The sequence below is a fragment of the Allobosea sp. 67-29 genome, assembly GCF_001898115.1.
Taxonomy (GTDB): Bacteria; Pseudomonadota; Alphaproteobacteria; order Rhizobiales; family Beijerinckiaceae; genus Allobosea.
Genome location: NZ_MKSQ01000007.1, coordinates 506,189 through 528,561, shown reverse-complemented (window position 1 = coordinate 528,561; position 22,373 = coordinate 506,189). Strand labels below are relative to the sequence as shown.

At 68.3% G+C, this 22,373-nt stretch carries 22 protein-coding genes; 18 read left to right on the top strand and 4 right to left on the bottom strand.

Annotated features, from left to right (window positions below; all coding sequences use genetic code 11):
• Positions 1–25 precede the first annotated feature (25 nt).
• The 10 genes from nagZ to BGO20_RS06160 all read left to right on the top strand — a co-directional run bounded on the left by nagZ (position 26) and on the right by BGO20_RS06160 (position 9,279).
• Entirely contained in the window at positions 26–1,036 is a 1,011-nt protein-coding gene (nagZ, locus tag BGO20_RS06205; RefSeq protein ID WP_291661852.1) for a beta-N-acetylhexosaminidase, read from the top strand.
• 104 nt (positions 1,037–1,140) lie between these two features.
• Positions 1,141–1,971 carry a segregation and condensation protein A gene (locus tag BGO20_RS06200; RefSeq protein WP_291661854.1) on the top strand — a complete coding sequence of 277 codons (831 nt, stop codon included), beginning with the start codon at positions 1,141–1,143 and terminating at the stop codon, positions 1,969–1,971.
• A 2-nt stretch (positions 1,972–1,973) separates the two neighbouring features.
• A complete protein-coding gene (gene scpB / locus BGO20_RS06195; protein ID WP_465246005.1) occupies positions 1,974–2,651 on the top strand; it encodes an SMC-Scp complex subunit ScpB in 678 nt (225 codons plus the stop codon).
• Between the two features lie 259 nt (positions 2,652–2,910).
• Positions 2,911–3,150 carry a twin-arginine translocase TatA/TatE family subunit gene (locus tag BGO20_RS06190; protein WP_440144223.1) on the top strand — a complete coding sequence of 80 codons (240 nt, stop codon included), beginning with the start codon at positions 2,911–2,913 and terminating at the stop codon, positions 3,148–3,150.
• 203 nt (positions 3,151–3,353) lie between these two features.
• On the top strand, positions 3,354–4,016 hold the full coding sequence (gene tatB / locus BGO20_RS06185) for a Sec-independent protein translocase protein TatB (RefSeq protein WP_291661856.1): 663 nt from the start codon (positions 3,354–3,356) through the stop codon (positions 4,014–4,016).
• Positions 4,013–4,822 (top strand): twin-arginine translocase subunit TatC, encoded by an 810-nt coding sequence (gene tatC, locus BGO20_RS06180; RefSeq protein ID WP_291661858.1) that lies wholly within the window; start codon positions 4,013–4,015, stop codon positions 4,820–4,822. The genes tatB and tatC overlap by 4 nt, the downstream gene beginning before the upstream one ends.
• A gap of 202 nt (positions 4,823–5,024) precedes the next feature.
• A complete protein-coding gene (gene serS, locus BGO20_RS06175; protein WP_291661860.1) occupies positions 5,025–6,326 on the top strand; it encodes a serine--tRNA ligase in 1,302 nt (433 codons plus the stop codon).
• 1 nt (position 6,327) lies between these two features.
• Complete coding sequence (gene surE / locus BGO20_RS06170; RefSeq protein WP_291661862.1) at positions 6,328–7,089, top strand: 5'/3'-nucleotidase SurE; 762 nt, start codon at positions 6,328–6,330, stop codon at positions 7,087–7,089.
• A gap of 19 nt (positions 7,090–7,108) precedes the next feature.
• Complete coding sequence (locus BGO20_RS06165; protein ID WP_291661864.1) at positions 7,109–7,771, top strand: protein-L-isoaspartate O-methyltransferase family protein; 663 nt, start codon at positions 7,109–7,111, stop codon at positions 7,769–7,771.
• Positions 7,772–7,911: 140 nt separating this feature from the next.
• Positions 7,912–9,279 carry a LysM peptidoglycan-binding domain-containing M23 family metallopeptidase gene (locus BGO20_RS06160; protein ID WP_291661865.1) on the top strand — a complete coding sequence of 456 codons (1,368 nt, stop codon included), beginning with the start codon at positions 7,912–7,914 and terminating at the stop codon, positions 9,277–9,279.
• A gap of 172 nt (positions 9,280–9,451) precedes the next feature.
• Here the strand turns inward: BGO20_RS06160 and BGO20_RS06155 are convergent, their stop codons facing one another.
• Positions 9,452–10,342, bottom strand: coding sequence for an ATP-binding protein (locus BGO20_RS06155; protein ID WP_291661868.1), 891 nt, complete (start codon positions 10,340–10,342; stop codon positions 9,452–9,454).
• Positions 10,343–10,630: 288 nt separating this feature from the next.
• Here BGO20_RS06155 and yajC point away from each other — a divergent pair, with 288 nt between their 5' ends.
• From yajC to BGO20_RS06130, 5 genes are all read left to right on the top strand, one after another.
• The gene (gene yajC, locus BGO20_RS06150; protein ID WP_465245999.1) at positions 10,631–10,957 is read left to right on the top strand and encodes a preprotein translocase subunit YajC; all 327 of its coding nucleotides are present in this window, start codon (positions 10,631–10,633) and stop codon (positions 10,955–10,957) included.
• Positions 10,958–11,013: 56 nt separating this feature from the next.
• Positions 11,014–12,624: a protein translocase subunit SecD gene (secD, locus tag BGO20_RS06145; RefSeq protein WP_291661870.1), complete on the top strand. Its 1,611-nt coding sequence runs from the start codon at positions 11,014–11,016 to the stop codon at positions 12,622–12,624.
• 27 nt (positions 12,625–12,651) lie between these two features.
• Positions 12,652–13,605 carry a protein translocase subunit SecF gene (gene secF, locus BGO20_RS06140; RefSeq protein WP_291661871.1) on the top strand — a complete coding sequence of 318 codons (954 nt, stop codon included), beginning with the start codon at positions 12,652–12,654 and terminating at the stop codon, positions 13,603–13,605.
• Positions 13,606–13,616: 11 nt separating this feature from the next.
• A complete protein-coding gene (locus BGO20_RS06135) occupies positions 13,617–13,994 on the top strand; it encodes an Mth938-like domain-containing protein (RefSeq protein WP_291661872.1) in 378 nt (125 codons plus the stop codon).
• Between the two features lie 93 nt (positions 13,995–14,087).
• The gene (locus BGO20_RS06130; RefSeq protein ID WP_291661873.1) at positions 14,088–14,996 is read left to right on the top strand and encodes a phytoene/squalene synthase family protein; all 909 of its coding nucleotides are present in this window, start codon (positions 14,088–14,090) and stop codon (positions 14,994–14,996) included.
• 3 nt (positions 14,997–14,999) lie between these two features.
• On the opposite strand, the gene trmFO is transcribed toward BGO20_RS06130, so the two are convergent.
• Positions 15,000–16,421 carry a methylenetetrahydrofolate--tRNA-(uracil(54)-C(5))-methyltransferase (FADH(2)-oxidizing) TrmFO gene (gene trmFO, locus BGO20_RS06125; RefSeq protein ID WP_291661874.1) on the bottom strand — a complete coding sequence of 474 codons (1,422 nt, stop codon included), beginning with the start codon at positions 16,419–16,421 and terminating at the stop codon, positions 15,000–15,002.
• Between the two features lie 185 nt (positions 16,422–16,606).
• The gene (locus BGO20_RS06120; RefSeq protein ID WP_081925531.1) at positions 16,607–16,762 is read right to left on the bottom strand and encodes a DUF1127 domain-containing protein; all 156 of its coding nucleotides are present in this window, start codon (positions 16,760–16,762) and stop codon (positions 16,607–16,609) included.
• A gap of 565 nt (positions 16,763–17,327) precedes the next feature.
• Between BGO20_RS06120 and BGO20_RS06115 the strand changes: the two genes are divergently transcribed.
• Positions 17,328–17,669 (top strand): hypothetical protein, encoded by a 342-nt coding sequence (locus BGO20_RS06115; RefSeq protein ID WP_291661877.1) that lies wholly within the window; start codon positions 17,328–17,330, stop codon positions 17,667–17,669.
• 57 nt (positions 17,670–17,726) lie between these two features.
• Here BGO20_RS06115 and BGO20_RS06110 read toward each other — a convergent pair whose 3' ends face one another.
• Positions 17,727–20,105, bottom strand: a complete 2,379-nt coding sequence (locus tag BGO20_RS06110; protein ID WP_291661879.1) for a heavy metal translocating P-type ATPase — start codon at positions 20,103–20,105, stop codon at positions 17,727–17,729.
• 274 nt (positions 20,106–20,379) lie between these two features.
• Here BGO20_RS06110 and BGO20_RS06105 point away from each other — a divergent pair, with 274 nt between their 5' ends.
• Together BGO20_RS06105 and BGO20_RS06100 are read left to right on the top strand one after the other, a co-directional pair.
• Complete coding sequence (locus BGO20_RS06105; protein ID WP_291661881.1) at positions 20,380–21,573, top strand: CaiB/BaiF CoA transferase family protein; 1,194 nt, start codon at positions 20,380–20,382, stop codon at positions 21,571–21,573.
• Entirely contained in the window at positions 21,573–22,367 is a 795-nt protein-coding gene (locus BGO20_RS06100; protein WP_291661882.1) for an enoyl-CoA hydratase/isomerase family protein, read from the top strand. Before BGO20_RS06105 ends, BGO20_RS06100 begins: the two co-directional genes overlap by 1 nt.
• Positions 22,368–22,373 lie beyond the last annotated feature (6 nt).

The following is a 22,373-nucleotide window of genomic DNA, read 5'->3' as shown; positions in this document are numbered from 1 at the left end:
CACCGCCAGTTCCTAACCCGGTGCCATGACCTCGCGTGCCTTCATCGCCGGTTGCCTCGGCACCAGCCTCACCGCCGACGAGCGCGCGTTCTTCCGTGATGCGCGGCCATGGGGCTTCATCCTGTTCCGGCGCAACACGCAATCGCCTGGTCAGGTCGCGGCATTGACGGCCGAAATGCGCGAGACGGTGGGCTGGCACGCGCCGATCCTGATCGACCAGGAAGGCGGGCGGGTGCAGCGCATGGGTCCGCCGAACTGGCCGAAATACCCCGCCGCACGCAGCTTCCTCGGGATCAACGACCCGGTGCGCCAGCGCGAGATCGTCCGGCTCGGGGCCCGGCTGATGGCGCATGACCTGAAGGCAGTCGGCATCGACGTCGATTGCCTGCCCGTGCTCGACGTGCCCGTCGCGGGCAGCCACGACGTGATCGGGGACCGGGCCTATGCGCATGACCCGGACCAGGTCGCGCGTCTCGGCCGGGCCGCTGCAGAAGGGCTGATCGCGGGGGGCGTGCTGCCGGTGATCAAGCACATGCCGGGGCATGGCCGCGCGCGGGCCGACAGCCACCACGACCTGCCTGTCGTCGACGCCGCGCTCGACGAACTCCGGGCGCATGATTTCCGGCCCTTCCGCCACCTCGCCGACATGCCCTTGGCGATGACGGCGCATGTCGTCTTCACCGCGCTCGACCCGAAGAACCCCGCTACCATCTCCCGCAGGATCGTGCGCGAGATCATGCGCGGCGAGATCGGCTTTGACGGGCTGATCATGACCGACGACATCTCGATGAAGGCGCTGTCGGGCTCGTTCCACGACAAGGCGCGGGCGGCCATACGGGCGGGGGTCGACATCGTCCTGCATTGCCACGGCATCATGGACGAGATGGTCGCGATCGCCGGTGCCGTGCCGGAGATGACCGGGGCGCGGGCGCGCAGGGCGGCTGCCGCGCTCGGGCGCATCCGGCACGAGCCCGAGCCGGTCGATCTCGAAGCCGCGCGCGCCGAGCTCGCCGGTGCCCTTGCGCTGCCGGGCTGAAAGGTCGAATCTTACCGCCGCGGGGCTGAGCGCGCGGGTCGGCGGGGCAGCGGGTGCTCGACGGGCCGAGGCGACTGCACAGGCGTGACGGGGACGGGGCCAGGATGACGGCCGAGCTGCCATTCGAGGAGGATCGCGCCGAGCGGGAGGGCGAGCCGGCGCTCGTCGTCGACGTCGACGGCTATGAGGGGCCGCTCGACCTGCTGCTCGACCTCGCGCGCCGCCAGAAGGTCGACCTGCATCGCATCTCGATCCTGGCGCTGGCGGAGCAGTATCTCGCCTTCGTCGAGGAGGCGCGGGCGCTCAGGCTCGAGCTTGCGGCCGATTACCTCGTGATGGCGGCCTGGCTCGCCTATCTGAAATCGCGGCTGCTGCTGCCCGAGCCACCGAAGGGCGAGGAGCCGAGCGCGGCCGATCTTGCCACCGCGCTGGCGCTGCGGCTGCGCCGGCTGGAGGCGATCCGTGCCGCGGCGAGCAAGCTGGCCGCCCGCGACCGCCTTGGGCAGGATGTCTTCGCGCGCGGCGCGCCGGAAGAGATCGTCGCCGGGAACCGGCCGGTCTGGGAGGTGGAGCTCTACGACCTGCTGGCCGCCTACGCACGGCAGCGCCAGAAGCGCGTCCAGGGCCATATCTCGGTCGGGCATCGTGCCGTCTGGTCGCTCGTCGAAGCCCGCGAAGCATTGCAGCGGCTGGTGGGCGAAGCCGGCGACTGGACGGAGATCGATCCCTATCTCACCGCCTATATGCGTTCGCACGGGCTGCCGGCCGGTGAGATGAAGGCGACGGTGCGCGCCTCGGCGCTGTCCGCCATGCTGGAAATGGTGCGGGAAGGCCTGCTCGATATCCGGCAGGACGAGCCCTTTGCGCCGATCTCGATTCGCCGCCGCTCGGCCCGGCCGCCGGGGCTGCCGTTTGCCGGACTGGACGCGTCATGACGATGGCGGCCGCCGAGGCGATGAGTGACGAGGACGGCGGCGGAGCGGCGGCCTTCGCGCAGGCGTTGCGCATCGTCGAGGCGCTGCTCTTCGCCTCCGCAGTGCCGCTCTCGGCCGACGAGCTCGGCCACTCGGTGCCCGCGGGCATCGCGGTCGAGCCGGTCCTGGCCAGGCTTTCCGAGCTTTATGCTGCGCGCGGCGTCAATCTGACGCAGGTTGCCGGCGGCTGGGCCTTCAGGACGGCGCCGGATCTCGGCTATCTGCTCGCGGCCGAAGCCGAGCCGCCGCGCCGGCTCTCTCGCGCCGCGCTCGAAATCCTGGCGATCATCGCCTACCACCAGCCGGTGACACGGGCCGAGATCGAGGACATCCGCGGCGTCGCCACAGCGAAAGGGACGCTCGACATCCTGCTGGAGGCGGGATGGGTGCGCCTGCGCGGTCGCCGGCGCTCGCCGGGGCGCCCGGTGACCTACGGCACGACGCCGGGCTTCCTCGATCATTTCGGGCTCGACCGCATCGACGATCTGCCCGGGCTCGAGGAGCTGAAGGGAGCCGGCTTCATCGAGGGGCGGCTGACGCGGGACCTCGCCGTGCCGGTGCCGGACGACGATCCGGGGCTGCGCGACGACGAAGACCCGTTGGGGGACCTGTTCTCGCCGCTGGACGAGGGCGATGCCTAGCCCACCGCCGCCTTCCAGGCGGCGGTGTTCATTTCCCGCCAGCGCCCCCATATCAAGGCAATGGGGTTGGCACATGACGTTCGGTCGCCGCCTTGTCTTCGATCCCACTGTGGGTCTGGAAGCGACGGCCACGATTCTGCTGGACGAAGTCCTTGTGTTTCCGGCGGCAGGCCAATAGGTTGCGCCGCCGAGTGATCGACCGGGCAAGGTCATGGACACAACGGCCCCCCGGTCAGAACCATTTCGGAGGAGTTTCGCCATGGGTGGCGTGAGCATTTGGCACTGGATCGTCGTCGGCGTCATCGTGATGCTGCTGTTCGGACGCGGCAAGGTTTCCGAGTTGATGGGCGACGTCGCCAAGGGCATCAAATCGTTCAAGAAGGGCATGGCGGAGGACGACGAGCCGACGCCGAGCGCAAGCAATGTCGACCCGAAGGTGATCGACCAGACGCAGGCCAGCAACGCCGCGGCACAGGCCAAGGCCGAGCACAAGGCCTGACGCCGGCAGCGCTGCAGCGGGGCGGCTTGGCCGTATCCGAGGCCGCTTCCGACTGGCCGGACCGGCGGGAATGCGCCGGAACCGGCCGCGTCGATGTGAGCCCGGTCGCTGCAGTCCGTCTTTCGAGTTGTTAGGGAACGCGTCTTCGGGTCCGGTTGCGTGGCAACCTGTCGCGAGGCGTGCTCCGAGAGGACGAGCCCTCGATGTTCGACATCGCCTGGAGCGAAATGGTGCTGATCGGAGCGGTGGCGCTCGTGGTGATCGGCCCCAAGGATCTGCCGAAAGTCCTGCGCACGGTCGGCCAGACGGTCGGCAAGGTGCGGCGCATGGCTGCCGAGTTCCAGGGCCAGTTCAACGAGGCGATGCGCGAGGCCGAGCTCGCCGACCTGAAGAAGCAGGTCGAGGATGTCGGCGGGAGCGTGTCGAGCGCGCTCAACAGCGACTACAAGCCGATCGAGGAGCCGAAGGATTTCGCGGCCCCTGCGACCGAAGACGCGGCGAAGCCGGTCGACGAAGCTGCGCTGAAGGAGGCGGAGGCGAAGCTTGCCGCGCTGCCGGCGCCCGAGATGCCGCCGCCGGTCGATATCGCCGCCGAGGCGCCGGCCGCGAAGCCCAGGCGGGCCCGCAAGCCGAAGGCCGAGACGGTTGCCGCAGCCGAGGCCGCTCCCGCGGACGCTGCCGCCGCGGTGGATGAGGCGCCGGCCAAGCCGGCGCGAGCGCGCCGCGTCAAGACGGCCGAACTGGCAGCACCCGTAGACGTAGGCGCTGCTCCTTCGGTTCCGGAGGAAACGGCGCCCGAGACCACCAGGCCCGCCCGCAAGCGCAAGCCGAAAGCCGCCGCGAAGGGCGAGGGGAGTTCCGCATGAGCGTCGCCAATCCTCGCGATGGCGAGGACGAGATCGAGGCTTCGCGCGCGCCGCTGCTCGACCATCTGATCGAGCTGCGCTCGCGGCTCATCAAGTCGCTGATCGCCTTCCTGATCATGTTCTTCATCTGCTTCGGCTTCTCGACGCGGATCTACAACATCCTCGTAATGCCCTATGTCTGGGCGGCGGGAAGCGCGGCCAACGCGCAGCTGATCTATACCGGCCCGCTGGAGCTGTTCTTCACCCATATCAAGGTGGCCGCCTTCGGCGCCGGCTTCTTCGCCTTTCCGGTGATCGCGACGCAGTTCTACAAGTTTGTCGCGCCGGGGCTCTACAAGAACGAGAAGCAGGCCTTCGCGCCCTATCTGGTCGCGACGCCGGTCTTCTTCACGCTCGGCGCGCTGCTGGTCTTCTTCTTCGCCATGCCGGTGCTGATGAAGTTCTCGCTCGGCATGCAGCAGGCGGCGACGGAGACGCAGGCCGGCATCTCGCTGCTGCCCAAGGTCAGCGAATATCTCTCGCTGATCATGACGCTGATCTTCGCCTTCGGCGTCGCCTTCCAGCTGCCGGTGATCCTGACCCTGCTCGGCCAGGCCGGGATCATTGATTCGCAGTTCCTGAAGGACAAGCGCCGCTACGCCATCGTCTTCGTCTTTATCGCCGCGGCGGTGCTGACGCCGCCCGACATCCTCTCTCAGCTGATGCTGGCCGTGCCGATGCTGCTGCTCTACGAGCTCTCGGTCTTCTCGGTGCGGCGCGTCGAGAAGAAGAAGGATGCCGCCAGGGCGGCGGAAGGCGCGGAATAGGGCGTTCCTGTCATGCTCGCCCGTGCGGCGAGCACCGGTGTCCGATCCCGGCGCCGGACGACGCGGCAAGCGGATGGGCGCTTTGCGCCCGTCCATGATGCGGCGGAGGCGAGGAATGCGGCCTCCGGTGGTTCCCTCGCGCGCGATCCCGGTCTAGAGCATGCGTCGCTGCATTCCGCAGCCACGCATGGCCTGAAAGACGATGTACGACATCAGATGGATTCGCGAGAACGCCGCGGCGTTCGACAAGGGGCTTGAACGCAGGGGCCTGGCGCCGCTGTCGTCCTCGCTGCTCGAACTCGACGATGTCCGCCGCTCGTCGATTGCCAAGGCGCAGGCCACGCAGGAGCGCCGCAATGCGCTCTCCAAGGAGATCGGCAAGGCGATGGGCGCGAAGGACGTCGCGCTCGCCGATAAGCTGAAGGCCGAGGTCGCGGCGCTCAAGGAGCAGCAGCCGGCGCTGGAGGCCGAGGAGAAGGCCGCCAAGGATGCGCTCGACGAGAAGCTCGCCGCTATCCCGAACCTGCCCTTCGACGACGTGCCCGATGGCGCCGACGAGCACGGCAACGTCGTGCTGCACGTCCATGGCGTGAAGCCGGAGGAGCGAGGGCTGCTCAAGGGCGTCAACGATCCCAAGCAGCATTTCGAGCTGGGCGAGGCGCTCGGCCAGATGGATTTCGAGAAGGCGGCCAAGCTTTCCGGCTCGCGCTTCGTCGTGCTGCAAAGCCAGATTGCACGGCTGAGTCGGGCGATCGGGCAGTTCATGCTCGACACGCACACCGAGGAGCACGGCTATACCGAGGTCAATCCGCCGCTGCTGGTGCGCGATGATGCGATGTTCGGCACGGCGCAGTTGCCGAAGTTCCGTGAGGACCAGTTCCGGGCGGGCGAAGAGCATTGGCTGATCCCGACCGCCGAAGTCCCGCTGACCAATCTGGCAAGGGAATCAATCCTCTCCGAGGAAGAGCTTCCGCTTCGATTCACCGCGCTCACCCCCTGCTTCCGCTCGGAGGCCGGCTCCGCCGGGCGCGACACGCGCGGCATGCTGCGCCAGCACCAGTTCGAGAAGGTCGAGCTCGTCTCGATCACCGCGCCGGAGAAATCGCGCGAAGAGCATGAGCGCATGCTCGCCTGCGCGGAAGCCGTGCTGAAGAAACTCGACCTGCATTATCGCGTGATGACGCTGTGCACCGGCGACATGGGCTTCGCCTCGCAGAAGACCTGGGACATCGAGGCCTGGCTGCCGGGGCAGCAGACCTATCGCGAGATCTCGTCCTGCTCGGTCTGCGGCGATTTCCAGGCGCGGCGCATGAACGCCCGCTACAAGACCAGGGACGGCAAGGGCCCGTTCTTCGTGCACACGCTCAACGGCTCGGGCACGGCGGTCGGCCGGGCGCTGATCGCGGTGATGGAGACCTACCAGAACGCCGACGGCTCGATCACCGTGCCGGAGGTGCTGGTGCCCTATATGCGCGGCGTGACGCGGATCGAGAAGGCGGCCTGAGATGCGGATCCTGGTGACCAACGACGACGGCATCCATGCCGAAGGGCTGGAGGTGCTGGAGCGCATCGCAAGCCAGCTCTCCGACGACGTCTGGGTGGTGGCGCCGGAAAGCGACCAGTCGGGCGTCGCGCATTCGCTGTCGCTGTCCAACCCGCTCAGGCTGCGCCAGATCAGCGAGAAGCGCTTCGCCGTGGCGGGCACGCCGACCGACTGCGTCATCATGGCGGTGCGCTCGATTCTCGCCGAGGCCAAGCCGGACCTGGTGCTCTCCGGCGTCAACCGGGGCTCGAACGTCGCCGAGGACGTGACCTATTCCGGCACGATCGCCGCGGCGATGGAAGGCACGCTTCTCGGCATTCCCTCGATCGCCATCAGCCAGGCGTATACGCCGGGCGACCGCAATGCGATCCGCTGGGACTGCGCCGAGCATCATGCGCCGGGGATCATCCGCCGGCTGCTGGAGGAAGGCGTGCCGGAGGGCGTTCTGTTCAATCTGAACTTCCCCAATGCGGGGCCGGACGAGGTCGGGGGCGTCTCGGTCACCGTGCAAGGCCGGCGCGACCAGGAACTGGTCAAGCTCGAGCCGCGCAAGGACGGACGCGGCAATCCCTATTACTGGATCGCCTTCCAGCGCAGCCGCAAGGAGCCGGCCAACGGGACGGATCTGCGCGCGATGGCCGAAAGCCGCATCTCGGTGACGCCGCTGGAGCTCGACCTGACGCATGAGCCGACGCTGACGCGCTTCGCGCGGGTCTTCGCCTGAGGCGCTGCGGGGAGGGGGCATGAGCGAAGAGGTGCCGGCCAGCGAGGGCGAGCGCACCGTCGCTTTCCTGCTTTCCCTGCGCGCGCGGGGCGTGCGCGACCTCGCGCTGCTGCGGGCCATGGAGCGCGTGCCGCGCGACCGGTTCGCGCCGGCGCGCTTCGCCGACCTCGCGCGGCAGGACGTCTCGGTCCCGCTCCCCTGCGGACAGACGATGACCGCGCCCTACACGGTGGCGAGCCTGCTCGGCGCGCTCGACATGCAGCCGGATGCCCGCGTCCTCGAGGTCGGCACCGGCTCCGGCTATGTCTCCGCCCTGCTGGCGGCCCTGGGCGGGGAGGTGGTTTCGCTCGAGCGCTATCGCTCGCTCGCACTGGCTGCGCATGAACGGGTCTCCGGCAGCGGCTTCGGGGCTGCGGTGGATCTGCGGCACGCCGACGGCTTCCAGCCCGATCGCACGCTCGGCCGCTTCGATCGCATCCTCGTCAACGGTGTGACCAGCGCGGTGCCCGAGGCGCTGCTGGCCCGCCTCTCCCCGGGAGGGCGGCTCGTCGGAGCCCTGCGGATCGAAGGCGTGGCCCGACGCGTGGTGGTGACAAGGCTCGACGAAAGCGAGTTCGACCATGCGACCGGCCCGGTGGTCCGGCTGCCGCCCCTGGTTCCGGGCCGTTCGCAGGCGCTCTAGCCTGTCCGGAATCCGGATCCGGCGGGTGCCGGCAAAAAATCGAAAAAGGTGAATCGAATCGCGACCGGGAAACACTTTCGTAACCTGAACGGGACTTTAATGACCGTCATCGAGTTGCGTCGTTCGCGAGTACTCTGTCCATGCGTAATCAAGCCGGAACGGTCACGCCCCGTCTCCTCCACCGTCTCTCGACGGTCTGCCTGCTTGCCCTGGGTGTCAGCGCCTGCTCGTCCGATGCGATGCGCTTCACCGAGACGCCCTTCGACAATCCGTTCAGGACCGCGCAGGCCGCGCCGATGCGCGACCCCGTGACCACGGGCTCGATCGGGTCCAGCGCCAGTGCGCCCTTGCAGCCGGTGCCGTCCGCCCCGGTCGTGCGTTCGCAGGCTTTGCCTCCGCCGCCTTCCGGCGTGGCCATGCGCCCGGCGGCGCCGGCAATCGCCGCTGCTCCCGTGGCGGCTCCCTCGGTGCAGCCCGTCGGCGGCAGCGCGGCGGGGTGGAGCGCGCAGGGCGGCACGCCGATCGTGCTCGCCCAGGGCGAGACGCTGGACATGATCTCCTCGCGCTACGGCGTGCCGCGCGCCGCCCTGATGTCGGCGAACGGGCTGAGCAACGCCAATGTCGAGCCCGGCACCCGCCTGACCATTCCGGTCTACAACGCGGGCGGGGCGGCCGTCGCCGCTGCCGTGCCCGCCCGGCGTACCGCGCCTGCGGCGCCCGAGCCGCGCGGCTTCGTGCCCGGCCCGGTTCCGGCGCGCCAGGCGGCCGCCGAGACGCATGCGCAGGCCCGCAGCGCGGCCGAGGCGAAAGCCGCTGCCGCCGCAGAAGCCAAAGCCAAGGCGGAAGCCGATGCCCGTGCGATGCGGGAATCGCGCGCCCGCTTTGCGGCGGAGGCCAAGGCTAAGGCCGAGGCGCGCAAGATCGCCGCCACGCCCGCCGCCCGCCCCGTGACGGAGGCCAGGCCGGCATCGGCTGCGAAGGCGACGGCTCATGCGGAGCTCGCGCGTCCCGTCGCGGTCGCCAGCGCGCCAGCCACAGAATCGAGACCGGCCGCAACGGCAAGGCCCGAGCCTGCGCCGGAGCCGAAGACCACCGCCAGCCTGCCGAAGCAGCCGGAGGCGGGCTCGTCGAGTGCCGACAAGGCCGATTTCCGCTGGCCCGTTCGCGGCCGCGTCATCGCCGGGTTCAACGGCAAGGGCGGCAACGAGGGCATCAACATCGCCGTGCCCGACGGCACGCCGGTCAAGGCGACGGAGGACGGCACGGTCGCCTATGCCGGGAGCGAGCTGAAGGGGTACGGCAACCTCGTCCTGATTCGCCATCCGAACGGCTATGTCTCGGCCTATGCCCATAACGGCGAGCTCAAGGTGAAGCGCGGCGACGTGGTGAAGCGCGGCCAGGTGGTGGCCAGCTCCGGCCAGAGCGGCAACGTCGCCTCGCCGCAGCTCCACTTCGAGCTGCGCAAGGGCTCCACGCCCGTCGACCCGACGCCTTATCTGAACAACTGATCGAAGCCGCCCAATCCGGTTTCAACCTTCGATCGGTACCCGCGAGACCCCGCCGATCGAACTAGAAACGGGACGGACCAGAAGGTCCGTCCCGTTTTGCGTGTTTCCGCGCAGCGGTCACGGCGTCGTCGCAACGGCCGGGCATGCGGTTCAGCCTCTCCGTTGCGCCTGATCAGCTTTCCAGCGTCCTGCCGAGCCGGCCGGCCAGGTCCTGGATGTACTGCCAGGCGGTGCGGCCCGAGCGGGAGCCGCGGGTCGTCGACCATTCCAGTGCATCGCGGCGCAATTCCTCCGGCGGAATCGTCAGTCCGAAATGGGTGGCGTAGCCGTTGATCATCTCCAGATATTCGTCCTGGCTGCATTTGTGGAAGCCGAGCCAGAGGCCGAAGCGGTCCGAGAGCGAGACCTTTTCCTCGATCGCCTCGCCCGGGTTGATCGAGGTCGCGCGCTCATTGTCCATCATGTCGCGCGGCAGCAGATGGCGGCGATTCGAGGTGGCGTAGAAAACGACGTTCTCGGGCCGGCCCTCGACGCCGCCGTCCAGCACCGCCTTCAGCGACTTGTAGGAGGTGTCGTCGCTGTCGAAGGACAGATCGTCGCAGAAGACGATGGCCCGATGCGGATCATTGCGAAGCTGGCCCATCAGCGCGGGCAGGCTCTCGATGTCCTCGCGATGGATCTCGATCAGCTTCAGCGGGAGCCCGCCCTTGGCGCGGTTCTGGTTGGTGTCGGCGTGCACGGCCTTGACCAGCGATGACTTGCCCATGCCGCGCGCGCCCCAGAGCAGGACGTTGTTGGCCGGCAGGCCCTTGGCGAAGCGCTCGGTATTCTCGGCCAGCGTGTCACGGACGCGGTCGACGCCGCGCAGCAGCGACAGCGCGACGCGGTTGACCTTCGGCACCGGCACGAGTTCCGCGCCCGCGGCCTGCCAGACGAAGGCGTCGGCCGCTGCCAGGTCGATCGGCTTGCGCGGGGGAGGGGCGATGCGCTCGAGTGCGGAGGCGATGCGCAGCAGGGTCGCCAGCGTCTCGGCGGCGGTCTGGTCGATGGTGTTCTCGGTCATCTGGCATGCGCCTTCATGGTTTGGCTGGCGACCGTACCGTACCGTCCGGTACGGTCACGGCCCTAGCTAAACCGCGTTGCGCGATGTTGTGCAAGGGCATTGCGCGAATGGGGCTAAGCCCATAGGTGAGGAGCGCGTCCGGGCAACCGGGCGTGTCCGATTGATTTCATGGCATTGCTGGCTATAGTCCGCGCGATTTTCCGGCCGGGCGGATGCTTTTGCCGTGTCTTTCCGTGATGTGTCTCGCGGCCCGACGGGGCGTGGCCATCGCATCAAAGGAGTGTTTTCGTGATCACCCCCGCTTTCGCCCAGTCGTTGGGAGCCGGTGGCGGCGCCGACATGCTGATCCAGCTGGTGCCGTTCCTCCTGATCTTCGTCATCATGTGGTTCCTGATCATCCGGCCGCAGCAGCGCCGGGCCAAGACGCATCAGGAGATGATCAAGAATGTGCGCCGCGGCGACACGATCGTGACGTCGGGCGGCCTGGTCGCCAAGGTCTCCAAGGTCGTGGACGATGGCGAGGTCGAAGCCGAGATCGCCGAAGGCGTGCGCGTGCGCATCGTGCGCGGCATGATCCAGGACGTGCGCTCGAAGACCGAGCCGGTCAAGAACTGAGGCGACGACCCGGCCTCCAGGCGAGGCCGGGCCCCCCAACAAGGCTGTTCCCGCAGATGCTTCGTCTCCAGGCCCGCAAGGTCATTCTCGTCCTGCTCGTGCTGCTCTTCGGCTGCGGGCTTGCCGTGCCGAACCTGTTTTCGCCGGAGACGCGCAAGGCCATCGAGGACAACGCTCCCTCCTGGATTCCGCGCTTCCTGCTGCCGGTCCATGCCGTGGTCCTCGGCCTCGACCTGCAGGGCGGCTCGCATGTTCTGCTCGAGATCGACCGGGCCGACCTGATCCGCAGCCAGGTGACGCAGCTGCGGGACGATTCCCGCCGCATCCTGCGCGAGGAGCGCATCAGCCTGCAGGGCGGCATCCAGACCACCCAGCGCGGCGTCCAGTTCCGCGTGGCCGACGCGGCGGAGCGCGAGCGCGTCCTGCCCAAGCTGCGCGAACTGTCGCAGCCGGTCGGTACGCTTGGCGCCTTCGGCCCCTCGGGCAACCAGTCGATCGCGATCACCGAGCAGCCCGACGGGCTGATTCAGCTCACCGTGACCGAGGCCGGCTCGAACGAGCGCATCCGCCGGGCCGTCGAGCAGGCGATGGAGGTTCTGCGCCGGCGCGTCGACGCGCTCGGCACCACCGAGCCGAACATCCAGCGTCAGGGCCTCGACCGCATTCTGGTCCAGGTCCCGGGCCTGCAGGATTCCCAGCGGCTCAAGGAAATTCTCGGCGACACCGCCAAGCTGGAGTTCCGCCTCGTCGGCGACGCCAACAGCACCGACGTCGACATGCTGCCTTCGCAGGACGCCGCGGGGCAGCTCGTGCCCGTGCTGCGCCAGCCGGTCGTCGACGGCGCCGATCTCGTCGACGCGCAGCCCTCATTCGATTCGCGCACCGGCCAGCCGATCGTGAACTTCCGCTTCAACATTCGCGGCGCCCAGCGCTTCGGCCAGATCACCACGGAAAACCTCGGGCGGCCGCTGGCCATCGTGCTCGACAACAAGGTGATCTCATCGCCGGTCATCCAGTCTCCGATCACTGGCGGTTCGGGCCAGATCTCCGGCAGCTTCACCGTCCAGCAGGTCAACAACCTGGCGATCCTGCTGCGCGCCGGCGCCCTGCCGGCCAAGATGACCATCGTCGAGGAGCGCACGGTCGGCCCCGGCCTCGGCGCCGACTCGATCCACGCCGGCAAGCTCGCGACGCTGATCGCTGGCGTGCTGGTGGTGATCTACATGCTCGCGACCTACGGCATCTTCGGCATGATCGCGAGCATCGCGCTGTTCGTCCATGTCTGCCTGATCTTCGGCCTGATGTCGCTGATCGGCGCCACGATGACGCTGCCCGGCATCGCCGGAATCGTGCTGACCATCGGCACGGCGGTCGACTCGAACGTGCTGATCTACGAGCGCATGCGCGAGGAGGAGCACCAGGGCCGCAGCCTGGTCTCGGCGCTCGAGGCCGGCTTCCAGCGCGCCTTCGCGACCATCATCGACTCCAACGTCACCATGCTGATCGCAGCGGTGGCGCTGTTCGCGCTGGGCTCGGGGCCCGTGCGCGGCTTTGCGGTCGTCTTCATCCTCGGCATTCTCACCACCGTCATCACGGCGGTGACGCTGACGCGGATGCTGATCGCCGTCTGGTATCGCTGGGCCAAGCCCAAGCACCTCCCGTTCTGACGCTGCCAGCTCTAGAGGAGATTGGCCATGCGCCTGCTTCGCATCGTTCCCGACAACACCCGCTTCAAATTCGTCTGGTTCCGCCGCTTCAGCTACCCGCTCTCGGCCGCCTACTCGATCCTGGTGCTCGTGCTCTTCCTGACGGTCGGGCTCAACTTCGGCATCGACTTCAAGGGCGGCACCCTGATCGAGATGCAGGCGAAGAGCGGCAAGATCGAGATCGCCCAGGTCCGCCAGACGGCCAACGCCCTGGGCTTCGGCGACGCCGAGGTCCAGGAATTCGGCGACGGTACCGAGCTCTCGATGCGCTTTCCTCTGCAGGCGGGCGGCGAGAGCGCCCAGCAGAACGTGGTCGCGAAAGCGCGAGAGGCCTTTGCCGCGACCTATGAGTTCCGGCGCATCGAGACGGTCGGCCCGCGTGTCTCGGGCGAACTCGTGCAGGCCGGCGCGCTGGGTGTCGTGCTCGCGATCACCGGCGTGCTGATCTATCTCTGGTTCCGCTTCGAGATGCCGCTCGCCATCGGCGCGATTCTCGGCACGCTGCACGACATCGTGCTGACCATGGGCTTCTTCCTGATCTCGCGGCTCGAGTTCAACCTGACCTCGATCGCGGCGATCCTGACCATCGTCGGCTATTCGCTGAACGAGACGGTGGTGGTGTTCGACCGCACGCGTGAATTGCTGCGGCGCTACAAGACCATGCCGATACCGGAGCTCCTTGACCTTTCGGTCAACTCGACCCTGTCGCGCACCGCGATGACGGCGACGACGACCTTCCTGTCGCTGCTGGCGCTCGTCATCTTCGGCGGCTCGGCGATCGAGGGCTTCGCGCTCGTCATGCTGTTCGGCGTGGTGGTCTGCACCTATTCGGCGATGTTCATCTCGACGCCGGTGCTGCTCTACATGGACGTCCGCGGCCAGGGCGCGCGGGACGAGGCGCGAGAACGCTCCCTGTCCGGCGCCAAGCCCAAGGCCGGCTGAGGCCGACGCCGATGGCGCGCTTTGACGGCTTCGTGCCGGGGCGCTGGCCGCTCGACGCGATCGGCGCCGGCGGTTTTCGGTTCGCCGAGATGAGCCACAAGGGCTCGATCATCGCGACGCCGGCAGGCATCCGGATCTGGCCAGTGATGCAGTTTTCCGAGGTGACCCCGGCGAGCCTGCAGCCGATCCTCGACGAGGCAGAGACGATCGACTTCCTGATCATCGGCACGGGACTGGACATCGCCTTCATCCCGCCCTGGCTGCGTGATCCGCTGAAGCAGGCCGGGATCACGGTGGAGGGCATGGCGACGGGCGCGGCCGCGCGCACCTACAACGTGCTGGTCGGCGAGGATCGGCGCGTGGCGGCAGCGCTGATCGCCATTGCCTGACCCGTCTGGCTGCGACATTCGGACAGCCATGTCCCGCGGGCGTAGCCGTGGCGCAGCCATTGGCCTAGAGTGGACCCGAAAGCGAGGCCGGAGATGACGGGCCGGAGCGGTACGACACCTCAGATTCAGAGCGAGCGGCGCGACGACCCGGTGTCGGCGCCCCTACCGGATGCCTACGCCCATTGCGCCGCGCTCGTCAGGGAACAGGATCAGGATCGCTACATCGCGACGCTCTATGCGCCGGAGGCTCGCCGCCACGGGCTTTTCGCGCTCTATGCCTTCAGCCTGGAGATCGCGCGGGTGAGGGCGCTGGTCAGCGAGCCGCTTCCGGGCGAGGTCAGGCTGCAATGGTGGCGCGACCTGCTCGAAGGCCAGCCGAACGGCGAGGTGCAGGGCCATCCCGTCGCCGCCGCGCTGCTCGACACGATGAAGCGCTACCGGCTGCCGATCGCGCCGCTGACGGGGTTGATCGATGCCCGCACCTTCGATCTCTATGACGATCCGATGCCGTCGCTGCGGGATCTCGAAGGTTATGCTGGCGAAACCTCGAGCGCGTTGATCCGGCTCGCCTGTATCGTGCTGGCCGGCGGACGCGATCCGGGCGGGGCCACGGCCTGCGGCCATGCAGGCGTCGCGTATGCGCTGACGGGGCTGATGCGGGCGTTTCCCTGGCATGCGGCGGAAGGGCAGGTCTATCTGCCGGCCGACATCCTCTCCCGCAACGGCGTCACGCGGGACGACATCGTGCGGGGACGCGGCGGGCCGGGGGTGCTCTATACGCTCAAGGAATTGCGCGAGATCGCGCGCAACCACCTCAAGCGGCTCGCCAGCCTCGGCGACACGATCCCGCCTGCGATCAAGCCGGCCTTCCTGCCGGTCGCGCTGGTCGAGCCCTATCTCAAGCAGATGGAACGCAAGGGCTACGACCCCTATCGCTCGATCATCGCGCTGTCGGCCTGGCGCCGGCAATGGATCCTGTGGAAGGCCGCGCGACAGGGTTAGGGCTCATTCCGCCGCCCTCGACTGCGCGCTCCCGGCCCATTCCGCCATCACCCGCTTCGCCCGTGCGGTCAGGGCCTGCTTGCGGGCGAGGCTCTTGGCAGGGCCCTTCAGGCGCTTGCCGTCGGGGCCGGTGGTCGCGACGCCCTCGATCGGCGGGAACAGGCCGAAATTGATGTTCATCGGCTGGAAGGAGCGCGGTCCTTCGTCGATGGTCTCGATATGCCCGCCGGTGATGTGGTTGACCAGCGCGCCCAGCGCCGTCGTCGCCGGCGGCAGGGGCAGATCGCGGCCGAGCCTCTCGGCCGCCGCCATGCGGCCGGCAAGGAGCCCGATCGCGGCGCTCTCGACATAGCCTTCGCAGCCGGTGATCTGGCCGGCGAAGCGCAGCCGGGGATCCGCCTTCAGCCGCAGCGCCTCGTCGAGCAGCTTCGGCGAGTTGAGATAGGTGTTGCGGTGAATGCCGCCGAGGCGGGCGAATTCGGCGTTCTGGAGCCCGGGGATCATCCGGAAGATCGCGGCCTGCTCGCCATATTTCAGCTTGGTCTGGAAGCCGGTCATGTTGAACAGCGTGCCGAGCGCGTTGTCCTGGCGCAGCTGGACGACCGCATAGGCCTTCACCGTCGGGTTGTGCTTGTTGGTCAGGCCGACGGGCTTCATCGGCCCCCAGCGCAGGGTCTCACGGCCGCGTTCGGCCATGACCTCGATCGGCAGGCAGCCATCGAAATAGGGCGTGCCCTCCCATTCCTTGAATTCGGTCTTCTCGGCCGCGAGCAGCGCATCGACGAAGGCCTCGTACTGGTCGCGGTCGAGCGGGCAGTTGATGTAGTCCGCCCCGGTGCCGCCGGGGCCGGCCTTGTCGTAGCGCGACTGGAACCAGGCGGTGTCCATGTCGATCGAATCGAAATGCACGATCGGCGCGATGGCGTCGAAGAAGGCGAGCGAGGTCTCGCCGGTCAGGGACAGGATGCCCTGCGCCAGCGCCGAGGAGGTGAGCGGGCCGGTGGCGATGACGACCTTGTCCCAGTCTGCGGGAGGCAGGCCGGCGATCTCGCCGCGCTCGATCGTCACCAGCGGATGGGCTTCGAGTGCCGCGGTGACGGCCTGCGAGAAGCCGTCGCGGTCGACCGCAAGGGCGCCGCCGGCCGGGACCTGATGGGCGTCGCCCTTGGCCATGATCAGCGAGCCGAGGTGGCGCATCTCCCAATGCAACTGGCCGACGGCATTGCTTTCGGCGTCGTCGGAACGGAAGGAGTTGGAGCAGACGAGCTCGGCCAGCCCTTCGGTCTTGTGGGCGTCGGTGCCGCGGACCGGCCGCATCTCGTGGATGACGACGGGCACGCCGGCCTGGGCGATCTGCCAGGCGGCTTCCGAGCCTGCGAGGCCGCCGCCGATGACGTGAACGGGTTTCTGGTTTTCGGCTGTCATGGCCGGGATGTGTCCGCAGCCGGCGTCAAGGTCAAGCGAAAGCAGGACCTGAAATGCAAAATGCCCGCCGTGAGGCGGGCATTCGCTCTTCGACCAAGGCTCGAGGGGAGGGGAAAACGCGAGCCCTAGGAGAAACTACTTAGAAGGCGCCGCGCCCGATGCGCGGCGGTTCTCGTTCGGTGACTTCAGGCCGCGGCGTGCGAGCGGGCGATGAAGTTGATCTCCGAGCGCGACAGGCCGAGATCGTCGAGCTCGCGGTCGGTCAGACGGGAGAGCTCGCGAACGGTCTCGCGATAACGGAGGTAGGCGCGGATCTTAGCAGCGATCATGGTGACGAACATGGCGGTTTTCCTTGGCGAATATTCCGGACCGGGGCGGTGCCCACAGCGACAATCTCGTTGTGCGCTGCATATAAGTCGATCACCGTGCCGCAAACAGAGGCTTTGATTCAGCTCCGTTATGCATTGGGAGCATGAACCATTCACTCATCGGTTACTTTTGCTCTTCCGTCCTGCGTTGGGTGCGGCTCTCGTTTCAAATGAAACCAATTTTCTGCCTGATATTTGGATTCGCTTCGGCGCCGCATTTCATTTCGCCTCAAAATTAGGCATGCTGCGAGTGCTAAGCGAGGCGGATCGGCATCGCCTGTCATTTTGCGCTGCAAAATGAGCGCGGCGTCTTGTTTCCGTCGCAATCGCGGCCGTTCCGAATTGCGCCGCTCCGCCCGATTCCGCTCGAGCCGCGGTTGCTGCCGGCGGGTCATTCTTGCCGGGCATTTTATGCCGCCATCCTTCCGCCAAGGTAGCCCGGTCGCAGGCCAAGCCCCTGCAGCACGGGAGATTTTCCTGATGCCTTCGGTCGGCGCGCGGATTGCAGCGGGGCCCGACCAGGCAAAAGGAGAACGCCATGTCGATCGCCATCGCCGGCCGGTCCGCCTCGCCGGTCGTAACCTCCCCCTACGCGGCGGGGACGGCCAGCACAGCCACTTCGGCGGCCAGCAGCAGCGGGTCCGCTACCTCGTCCTCCTCTTCCGTCGAGGCGGACTTCCTGAAATTCGCGCAGATGAGCCCGGAGGAACGGGTTCAGCAGGCGATTCTGTCGAAGCTCGGCATGACGGAAGAGGAATTCAACAAGCTCGATGCCAAGGCCAAGGGCGACGTGCTGGCCAAGGTCCGCGACGAGATCCTGCGTCAGGCGGACGCAAAGACCGAGCGCGGCACCGGAGCGCTCGCCGACATCACGGTATAAGAACCCGCGGGCTGGGCGACGCGCCTCGCGAGCGCCGCCCGACCGATCAGCATGGCCTCAGGCCGTCCTGCCGGCGTCGAAACGCAGGAGACGCAGCGCGTTGGCGGTGACCAGCACGGTTGCGCCGGTATCGGCGAGGATCGCGACCCAGAGCCCGGTGTAGCCGAGCACGCTCGTCACCAGGAACACGGCCTTGAGGCCGAGCGCGATGCTGATGTTCGCCCGGATGTTCCCCATCGCAGCCCGGGCCAGGCGGATCAGTGCCGGAACGTCGCGAACCCGGCTCTTCAGGACCGCGCCATCGGCCGTTTCGAGCGCGACATCGGTGCCCGAGCCCATCGCGATGCCGATATGCGCGGCGGCCAGCGCCGGGGCATCGTTGATGCCGTCGCCGACCATCATCACCGCCGTGCCGGCGGCCAGCCGCTTCAGCGCATCGACCTTGCCGTCCGGCATCAGCTCCGCCTGGTGCTCCATGCCGAGCGTGCCGGCGATGGCGGCGCCCGTGCGGGCATTGTCGCCGGTCAGCATGGTCGCGCGGATACCCATCGCCTTCAGTTCGGCGACGGCCGCAGCGGCGTCCGCGCGGGGCTCGTCGCGCAATGCGAGGAGTCCGGCCAGCGTGCCGTCGACGGTTACCGCGGCGACGGTCTTCCCTGCGCTCTCGAGGGTCTCGACGGCTGCCCGGGTGCTGCGGTCGAAGGGTGCGCGGGCGGCGGCGTGGCGCGGCGCGCCCACGAAGACGGCGCGGCCATCGACCGTGCCGGTCACGCCCTGGCCCGGGAGCGCTGCCGCTTCCGTCGCAGGAGCAAAGCCGATGGCGTCGGTGCGCGCGCGCTCGAGCACCGCTTCGGCCAGTGGATGGGCTGAGCCTGATTCGACGGAGGCAGCGAGCGCGAGCACCTCGCGCTCGTCCCGCCCGAAGGCGACGATGTCGGTGACGCGCGGCTGCCCCCGGGTGAGGGTGCCGGTCTTGTCGAAGGCGACGTGACCGGTGCGGGCCGCCGTCTCGATGACGACGCCGCCCTTCATCAGGAGGCCCTGGCGCGCCCCGGCCGACAGGGCCGCGGCGATGGCGGCCGGAACCGAGATGACCAGCGCGCAGGGGCAGCCGATCAGCAGCAGGGCGAGCGCGCGGTAAACCCACACCGCCCATTCGCCGGCGAAGAAGAGGGGCGGCACCAGGGCAACCAGCAGGGCGAGCCCGACGATCGCCGGCATGTACCAGCGCGAGAAGCGGTCGATGAAGCGCTCTGTCGGCGCGCGCGCCTCCTGTGCCTCCTCGACCAGACGGATGATGCGGGCGATCGTGTTGTCCTGAGCCGCCTTCGCCACCCGGATGCGCAGCGCAGCCTCGCGGTTCACCGATCCGGCATAGACGGGCTCGCCGATGCCCTTGGTCTTGGGCACCGATTCGCCGGTCACCGGGCTTTCGTCGATGCCGGACACGCCATCCAGGATCTCGCCATCGGCGGGGATGCGGTCGCCGGGACGGACGAGCACGACCTGGCCGATCGCGAGGCTTGCGGCGTCGACCTGCCGGGTGGCGCCGTTCTCTTCGATCAGGGCGGTCTTCGGCACGAGGTCGCCGAGCGCGCGGATCGAGGCGCGGGCGCGATCGGCGGCCACGCCTTCCAGCACCTCGCCGACGGCAAAGAGGAAGACGACGAGAGCCGCTTCCTCCGCCGCGCCGATGAAGAGCGCGCCGACGGCGGCAATCGTCATCAGCATCTCGATGGTGAAGGGGATGCCGGCGCGGGCCGCAGCCAGCGCCCGCCGTGCCACCGGCGCGACGCCGACCAGGCAGGCGACGAGGAAGGCCCAGTAGGCGATGTCGTGCCGGACGCTGCCGATGATCCAGGCAGCGGCGAGCAAAGCGCCTGTCACCAGCACGAGCCGACCCTTGCCTGTCTGATACCAGCTGGCGCCTTCCGGGATGACCTCGTGGACATGGCCCGGCAAGCCGTGGCCGTGATCGGCCTGAGCGCGTTCGGGCGCCTTGTCGCTCTTCCGGTGCGCGGCGTGGTCATGCCCGGCATGATCATGTCCGGAATGGTCGTGGCCGTGGCCGGAATCATCTGCCGAGCAGCAGGCATCGCCGTGCTGCTGCGGGCCGTGATCGTGGCTGGAAACGTCACGAGCGTGGTCATGCCCGCCGCCGCGGGCCTCCGGGTGGGTCGTCGAGTCCCTGGAGTCTGTCGCCAGGGCGGCAGCGGTGTAGCCAAGGCCGTGGACGCGCTTCTCCACGGCCGCGGCGCTCGTCTGCGCCTCGTCGAGCACGAGCGTCAGCGTCTCGGACATCACGGAAAGCCTGACCTCGTCGACGCCCGGCAGGCGCTCCACCGCGCCGCGAATCTTCGCCGCGCAGCTCGCGCAATCCATGCCGCCGACCTTCCAGGAGAGGGTCTTGAGGCCGGATTCGGTGCTGGTCGCCATGGCATGTCTCCGTCTGCGCTTGCTACGGGACATTGCTTCTACAAGCTGTAGCCACTTCAGGTTCAAGGGGGAAAATGAGCCTGGCGGAATGGCGGCCCCGCATCACCGTCAGTCTTGTTCCTGCATGCAGCATGCAGTTAGAAATCGATAAACCGCCGCGATGGGCCGATGAGTCCAGCCGGATCCGGAGAATGGACCCGGCCAATGGCGGTCGAACGTCTTCGGCCGCCAAGGGTTCCGAGGGGCGGTGGTCAGACAGGGAGGAAGAACGGCCATGGCGCAAGCTGGACCATCGACGGCCCTGAAGGGGTTGCGGGTGCTCGACCTGACTCGGGTACGGGCGGGGCCGACCTGCGTGCGGATCTTCGCGGATTTCGGCGCGGATGTGATCAAGGTCGAGAGCCCGGCGGGATTCGATCCGAACGAGAACATGAGCGGGCCGCGCCTCGGCTACGACATGCAGAACCTGCATCGCAACAAGCGGTCGCTGGCCATCAACCTGAAGACGGCCGAGGGCAAAGCGATCCTGATGCGGCTGGTCGAAGGGGCGGATCTGCTCGTCGAGAACTTCAGGCCGGACGTGAAGGACCGGCTCGGGCTCGACTTCGAAACGCTCCATCGCGTCAATCCGCGGCTGATCCTCGTCTCGATCTCCGGCTTCGGGCAATCCGGTCCGTACCGGACGCGCGCCGGTTTCGACCAGATCGCGCAGGGCATGGGCGGGATGATGGCGGTGACGGGCCTGCCGGGGCAGGGACCGGTACGTGCCGGCATCGCACTGGCCGATTCCTCGGCCGGGCTCTACGGCGCCGTCGGCGCGCTGGTGGCGCTGCAGGAGCGGGCCGTTTCGGGGAAGGGGCAGTGGGTGCAGACCTCGCTGCTCGAGGCGCAGATCGCGATGATGGATTTCCAGGCTGCGCGCTATCTCGTCGAGGGCTCGGTGCCGCCGCAGGCCGGCAACGACCATCCCTACCAGACACCGATGGGCGTCTATCGGACGCGCGACGGAGCGATCAATCTCGGCGTCGGCGGCGAGGAGCAGTGGCGCTCCTTCTGCCGCGCCGTGGGGCGGGCCGAATGGGGCACGGACAGTCGCTACGACAGTACGGAAAAGCGCTTCGAGCGCCGGCCGGAACTGCGGGAGATGATCGAGGAGCGGCTGTCCCAGGCCGACAGCGCCGATTGGCTCGCGGTGATGGAGCAGCACAGCGTCCCGGCCGGGCCGATCTACGGCGTCGACGAAATGTTCGACGATCCGCAGGTGCGCCATCTCGGCATCGCCCGGCCGCTGGCCCATCCCGAGCTCGGTGCGATCCGGGTGGTCGGCCAGCCCGTGACGCTGTCGCGGACGCCATGCGCGGTAACCGAGCCGACCCCCGCGGCGGGGCAGCACAACGAGGCCATTCTCGCGGAACTCGGCTATGACGAAGCTGGGCTCGCACGGCTGCGGGCGAATGGCGTGATCTGATGGAGGTCTGTGTGAGCGACGATATTCTCTATGCGGTCGAGAGCGGGATCGGGACGATCACGCTCAACCGCCCGCAGGCACGCAACGCGATGACCTTCGCCATGTATGAGAGGCTCGCGGAGATCTGCCGTGACCCGGCCGCGCATGGCGATCCGCGCGTGATCATCGTCACCGGCGCGGGCGACAAGGCCTTCGCCTCCGGCACCGACATCGCGCAGTTCCGCGCGTTTTCGGGAGCCGGAGACGCGCTGGCCTATGAGGAGCGGGTCGAGGGCGTGATCGGCGCGATCGAGCGTTGCTCGGTGCCGACGCTGGCCGCGATCTCCGGCGCCGTCACCGGCGGCGGGGCGGCGATCGCGCTCGCCTGCGATCTCAGGATCGCGACGGTGACCGCCCGCTTCGGCTTTCCGATCGCGCGCACGCTCGGCAACTGTCTCTCGATGGCGAATTACGCCCGGCTCTACGCCTTGCTCGGGCCGGCACTGGTGAAGGACATCGTCTTCACGGCCCGGCTGGTCGAGGCGGAGGAGGGGCGGCAGGCCGGGCTCTACAGCGAGTTGCTGCCTGATCATGCGGCGCTGATGGCGCGGGCGGCGGAGCTCGCCGGGACGATCGCCGGCCATGCGCCGCTGACCATGCGTGCGACCAAGGAAGCGATGCGGCGGCTGACGGAAGCGGCCGCGCAGGGCGTCGCTGGCGACGACCTCGTCACGCTCTGCTATACGAGCGCGGACTTCCGGGAAGGCATGGAGGCCTTCCTCGCCAAGCGGGCGCCGGTCTGGCGCGGCCGCTGAGGCGGC

What these genes read in the sequence shown, in the direction of transcription:
- serS (WP_291661860.1), top strand. Translation starts at nt 5,025, where the DNA reads ATGTACGACATCAGATGGATTCGCGAGAACGCCGCGGCGTTCGACAAG.
- trmFO (WP_291661874.1), bottom strand. Translation starts at nt 16,421, where the DNA reads ATGACAGCCGAAAACCAGAAACCCGTTCACGTCATCGGCGGCGGCCTC.
- scpB (WP_465246005.1), top strand. Translation starts at nt 1,974, where the DNA reads ATGGCGGCCGCCGAGGCGATGAGTGACGAGGACGGCGGCGGAGCGGCG.
- BGO20_RS06190 (WP_440144223.1), top strand. Translation starts at nt 2,911, where the DNA reads ATGGGTGGCGTGAGCATTTGGCACTGGATCGTCGTCGGCGTCATCGTG.
- BGO20_RS06160 (WP_291661865.1), top strand. Translation starts at nt 7,912, where the DNA reads ATGCGTAATCAAGCCGGAACGGTCACGCCCCGTCTCCTCCACCGTCTC.
- BGO20_RS06165 (WP_291661864.1), top strand. Translation starts at nt 7,109, where the DNA reads ATGAGCGAAGAGGTGCCGGCCAGCGAGGGCGAGCGCACCGTCGCTTTC.
- tatB (WP_291661856.1), top strand. Translation starts at nt 3,354, where the DNA reads ATGTTCGACATCGCCTGGAGCGAAATGGTGCTGATCGGAGCGGTGGCG.
- nagZ (WP_291661852.1), top strand. Translation starts at nt 26, where the DNA reads ATGACCTCGCGTGCCTTCATCGCCGGTTGCCTCGGCACCAGCCTCACC.
- secD (WP_291661870.1), top strand. Translation starts at nt 11,014, where the DNA reads ATGCTTCGTCTCCAGGCCCGCAAGGTCATTCTCGTCCTGCTCGTGCTG.
- BGO20_RS06105 (WP_291661881.1), top strand. Translation starts at nt 20,380, where the DNA reads ATGGCGCAAGCTGGACCATCGACGGCCCTGAAGGGGTTGCGGGTGCTC.
- BGO20_RS06155 (WP_291661868.1), bottom strand. Translation starts at nt 10,342, where the DNA reads ATGACCGAGAACACCATCGACCAGACCGCCGCCGAGACGCTGGCGACC.
- BGO20_RS06135 (WP_291661872.1), top strand. Translation starts at nt 13,617, where the DNA reads ATGGCGCGCTTTGACGGCTTCGTGCCGGGGCGCTGGCCGCTCGACGCG.
- surE (WP_291661862.1), top strand. Translation starts at nt 6,328, where the DNA reads ATGCGGATCCTGGTGACCAACGACGACGGCATCCATGCCGAAGGGCTG.
- BGO20_RS06130 (WP_291661873.1), top strand. Translation starts at nt 14,088, where the DNA reads ATGACGGGCCGGAGCGGTACGACACCTCAGATTCAGAGCGAGCGGCGC.
- BGO20_RS06100 (WP_291661882.1), top strand. Translation starts at nt 21,573, where the DNA reads ATGGAGGTCTGTGTGAGCGACGATATTCTCTATGCGGTCGAGAGCGGG.
- secF (WP_291661871.1), top strand. Translation starts at nt 12,652, where the DNA reads ATGCGCCTGCTTCGCATCGTTCCCGACAACACCCGCTTCAAATTCGTC.
- BGO20_RS06120 (WP_081925531.1), bottom strand. Translation starts at nt 16,762, where the DNA reads ATGTTCGTCACCATGATCGCTGCTAAGATCCGCGCCTACCTCCGTTAT.
- tatC (WP_291661858.1), top strand. Translation starts at nt 4,013, where the DNA reads ATGAGCGTCGCCAATCCTCGCGATGGCGAGGACGAGATCGAGGCTTCG.
- BGO20_RS06115 (WP_291661877.1), top strand. Translation starts at nt 17,328, where the DNA reads ATGTCGATCGCCATCGCCGGCCGGTCCGCCTCGCCGGTCGTAACCTCC.
- BGO20_RS06110 (WP_291661879.1), bottom strand. Translation starts at nt 20,105, where the DNA reads ATGGCGACCAGCACCGAATCCGGCCTCAAGACCCTCTCCTGGAAGGTC.
- BGO20_RS06200 (WP_291661854.1), top strand. Translation starts at nt 1,141, where the DNA reads ATGACGGCCGAGCTGCCATTCGAGGAGGATCGCGCCGAGCGGGAGGGC.